The following is a 4,148-nucleotide window of genomic DNA, read 5'->3' on the forward strand; positions in this document are numbered from 1 at the left end:
CGATGAACTCGTAGGCATCGCCCCCGTCTTTCTTGAACAGGCCATCGGTGATGGCCGCAGAGTCAGCCAGCACATAGTCAACCCGGCCGGATTTGAGGTCGAGATAGGCCTCGTCGGCGGTGCCGTAACGCTTGATGGTCGCCTCGGGGAAGTTGTCGGTGATATAGGTATCCATGGAGGTGGCACGCTGCACGGCAACCGTCTTGCCACTCATGAAGGCCTTGTCCAGGGTCAGTTCACTGCCCTTCTTGGCGGCGAAGCGAGCCGGAATGTGTTGGTACTTCTGGGTGAAGTCGACCTTCTTCTTGCGCTCTTCGGTGATGTCCATGGTGGCGATGATGGCGTCGAACTTGCGCGACAGCAGTGCCGGGATGATACCGTCCCAATCCTGCTTGACCAGGGTACACTTGACCTTCATCTCCTCGCACAGGGCGTTGGCGATGTCGATGTCAAAGCCCTTTACCTCGCCGCTCGGCTCGGTCCATGAGAAGGGGGGATAGGCACCCTCGACCCCGATCCGCACCTCTTTCCACTCCTTGGCCATGACGCCGGTGGAGCCCATGGCAGCCATGATGGCCGCAGCCACTATCATCTTCTTCATCATTTCGCTCTCTCCTTGATACGCAAAACCGATCCATCAATAGATGGAAGATATGAACTGCTTGAACCGCTCGGACTTGGGATGGGCAAAGATCTCCTTGGGATCCCCCTGCTCCTCCACCCGTCCCTGATGCAGGAACATCACCTTGTTGGAGACATCGCGGGCAAAGGCCATCTCGTGGGTCACCACCAGCATGGTGCGCCCCTCTTCGGCCAGCTCGCGCATGACGCCGAGTACCTCACCCACCAGCTCGGGATCGAGGGCCGAGGTGGGCTCGTCAAACAGCATCACCTCGGGGTCAACCGCCAGGGCGCGGGCGATGGCCGCACGCTGTTGCTGACCGCCGGAGAGGTGACCCGGGTAGTAGTCACGCCGCTCCCACAGCCCCACCCGGTTGAGCAGGTGCTCGGCCTTGGCGATAGCCTCGGCACGGGGCACCTTGAGCACCTGGATGGGTACCTCGATGATATTTTGCATGATGGTCATATGGGACCAGAGGTTGAAGCTCTGGAACACCATGGCAAGGCGGCTACGGATGCGCTCGACCTGGCGCATGTCTTCCGGAATACGCTCGCCGCTGCGGCTGCTCTTCATGCGGATCAACTCCCCATGCAGAGCCACGGTGCCGGAAGAGGGGGTCTCCAGCAGGTTGATGCAGCGCAAGAAGGTGGATTTCCCCGAGCCTGAAGAGCCGACGAGCGAGATAACATCCCCCTTGCTGGCCGTCAGATCGATGCCCTTGAGCACCTCGTGGGAACCAAAATATTTGTGTAGATCTCGGACTTCCAATGCAGCGACGTCGCTCATCCCTTACAACCTTGTAGTCTGTCCCTGGGCGGCCATCATTGGCCTTCTTATGTCGCTCCAAGTTTACAATTTCGTAACCTTTGAGCTCTTGCTGCGAAAGTAACATCGGGGCGATAAAAATACAACATCTCCCCCGAGATCCTGCTGGCATTATGGGCATAAATCGGTCAAACGCAGAATAAAAATCGATTTTAATGCATAATAACACTACAGCAAGAGGCGACAGAAATGCCGATCCACGCCACCAGCCCCACTATTTATATGAAAAAAAATGAGCTTGTCACGTAAAAGCAGGCGGCATTCGCCATTGAATAGACAATCACACGCATCAACGAAGTGAATCCATAGAAATCAGGGTCATACGATACCTTTCCCTGTACCATAAGAATGGCGTTACGCGTTTAACCTCACGGCAACGGCCTCATATGCCAATTTTATTTGCGCACAACAGGGCTGACAGGCAGGATAATGAGCTGACTCACTGTTTTACCCCTTTTTGTGTGACGGACCGCTCATGCTGCTCAATGCCCTCTTGATCCTGCTGCCACTCTTCATTGGCTATCTCATCCCCCTTCACTCCCGCACCCTGCTCTCGGGGATCAACGGCGCACTGGGCAAGATGGTCTACCTGATCCTGGGATTGATGGGGATGAGTCTGGCGGGAATCGATGACCTTGGGGGCAGCATGGCGCAGATCCTCAAGATATCGGGCGTCATGCTCGCCTCTCTGACCCTCTGCAATCTGGCGCTGCTCTGGTGGCTGGATCGTCAGCGCACCCTCCCTCTGATGGAGGCGCTCCAGAGCGCGCCAAACAAGCTGCACATGATGTGGGAGTCGCTGCAACTGGGGCTGGTGGTGCTGGCGGGCTTTGCCTTCGGCCTGATCGTCGATCTCTCCTCCTTTCCCATCGAGAAGTTCAGCGAGTGGGCCCTGATGCTCCTCCTGCTGCTCATCGGCATCCAGATGCGCAACTCGGGCATGCGTCTGCGCCAGATCCTTCTCAACCGTTGGGGCATGACCATCGCCATCGGCGTCATGCTCAGCAGCTGGCTCGGCGCCCTGATCGCCGCGCTGGTGCTCTCGCTGCCCGCCACTCACGCCCTGGCCATGGCCTCGAGTTTTGGCTGGTACTCCCTCTCTGGCATTCTGGTGGCGGACAAGCTGGGCCCCGTGATGGGCTCGGCCGCCTTTTTGAACGATCTCGGCCGCGAGCTCATCGCCATCCTCATCATTCCGCTGCTGATGCGCCGTCATCCCTCGGCCGCCATCGGCTACGGTGGCGCCACCGCCCTCGACTTTACCCTGCCGGTGATCCAGCGCAGCGGGGGGGTCGGCGTGGTGCCGGTCGCCATCGTATCCGGCTTCATACTGAGCCTACTCGGCCCCATTCTGATCCTGGGCTTCCTGGCGCTGTGAACCGGTCGTGATTAATTTCTATAAAGCCCTGTTCGGGGCTTTTTTGTTACCGCCGAAATGTGACCTCGGCCACGCGCGAGAGCCTGTTTTTACCGGCCGGCTACCCGGCTGTCACAGCCAAAACACCGACCTGACACCATCTGGCAGCAAGGTGAAAACACCCCGTTTTCCTTCTCCCTGCGCTTGAATATTCCCGCTGGAAGTCGCTGGATTTGCCCCCTGAGATTGTGCATTCTGCTGCTTTCCGGCACCGGCCGGATGGACCCGTACGGAGGCGAGAGACCCCCGACGGAACGCTGTAAATGGAGCATTCACATGAAAATGAACAAGCTGACGGTCGCCATCATCATCTCTATGTTGCTTGGCATAGTGGCCGGGCAAGGAGTGCGCTGGCTTGATCCGGTTCAGGCCGCCACCTTCGCCGCCAACATCACACTGTTGACCGATATCTTCCTGCGGCTCATCAAGATGATCATCGCCCCCCTGGTCTTCACCACCCTCACCGTCGGTATCGCCAAGATGGGCGACTCCCGCACCGTGGGTCGTGTCGGCATCAAGACTCTGGGCTGGTTTATGATGGCCTCCCTGCTCTCCCTGACCCTGGGTCTGGTGATGGTGCACCTGCTGAGCCCCGGCGTGGGTCTCAATCTGGCACTGCCCGACGGCACCGCCACCAGCGGCATCAGTGCCGGCGCCATCTCGCTCAAAGACTTTATCACCCACGCCATTCCCAAGAGCGTGGTGGAGGCCATGGCCACCAACGAGATCCTGCAGATCGTGGTCTTCTCCCTCTTCTTCGGCCTGGCCGCGGCCGCCATCGGCGATCATGCCAAGCCCGTGGTGATGGTCATGTCCAGCGCCGCCGACATCATGCTCAAGGTGACCGGGTATGTGATGAACTTTGCCCCCTTCGCCGTCTTTGCCGCCATCTCGGCCATGGTCGCCAGGGAGGGGCTCGGCATCCTGACCACCTATGGCACCTTCATGAGCCAGTTTTATCTCTCTCTGGGAAGCCTCTGGCTGCTCCTGATCGGGCTCGGCTCCCTCTTCCTCGGCCGCCGCATCACGGTGCTGCTGCGCATGATCCGTGAGCCCATACTGCTCGCCTTCTCCACCGCCAGCTCCGAGTCCGCCTATCCCAAGACCCTGCAGCGCCTGGAAGAGTTTGGCTGCTCCAAGCGCATCGCCAGCTTCGTGCTCCCCATGGGCTACTCCTTCAACCTGGACGGCTCCATGATGTACTGCACCTTCGCCGTCATGTTCATCGCCCAGGCCTACGGCATCGAGCTCTCCTGGGGTCAACAGATCACCATGCTGCTGCTG

At 59.0% G+C, this 4,148-nt stretch carries 4 protein-coding genes; 2 read left to right on the forward strand and 2 right to left on the reverse strand.

Features of this window, described 5'->3' with window-relative positions; all coding sequences use genetic code 11:
- Both BN1133_RS03300 and BN1133_RS03305 read right to left on the reverse strand, forming a co-directional pair.
- On the reverse strand, positions 1-601 hold a 601-nt coding region (locus BN1133_RS03300), incomplete at its 3' end, for a transporter substrate-binding domain-containing protein (protein ID WP_050665133.1).
- A gap of 36 nt (positions 602-637) precedes the next feature.
- On the reverse strand, positions 638-1,408 hold the full coding sequence (locus tag BN1133_RS03305) for an ABC transporter ATP-binding protein (RefSeq protein ID WP_050665134.1): 771 nt from the start codon (positions 1,406-1,408) through the stop codon (positions 638-640).
- Between the two features lie 514 nt (positions 1,409-1,922).
- Here BN1133_RS03305 and BN1133_RS03310 point away from each other — a divergent pair.
- Both BN1133_RS03310 and BN1133_RS03315 read left to right on the forward strand, forming a co-directional pair.
- Positions 1,923-2,825 (forward strand): LysO family transporter, encoded by a 903-nt coding sequence (locus tag BN1133_RS03310; protein WP_050665135.1) that lies wholly within the window; start codon positions 1,923-1,925, stop codon positions 2,823-2,825.
- A 315-nt stretch (positions 2,826-3,140) separates the two neighbouring features.
- Positions 3,141-4,148: dicarboxylate/amino acid:cation symporter (locus BN1133_RS03315; RefSeq protein ID WP_231686233.1), on the forward strand; the 1,008-nt coding region annotated here is incomplete at its 3' end.

It is taken from the genome of Aeromonas schubertii, assembly GCF_000820105.1.
GTDB lineage: Bacteria > Pseudomonadota > Gammaproteobacteria > Enterobacterales > Aeromonadaceae > Aeromonas > Aeromonas schubertii.

Coding starts and splice junctions, on each gene's coding strand:
- BN1133_RS03305 (WP_050665134.1), bottom strand. CDS start 1,408: ATGAGCGACGTCGCTGCATTGGAAGTCCGAGATCTACACAAATATTTT.
- BN1133_RS03310 (WP_050665135.1), top strand. CDS start 1,923: ATGCTGCTCAATGCCCTCTTGATCCTGCTGCCACTCTTCATTGGCTAT.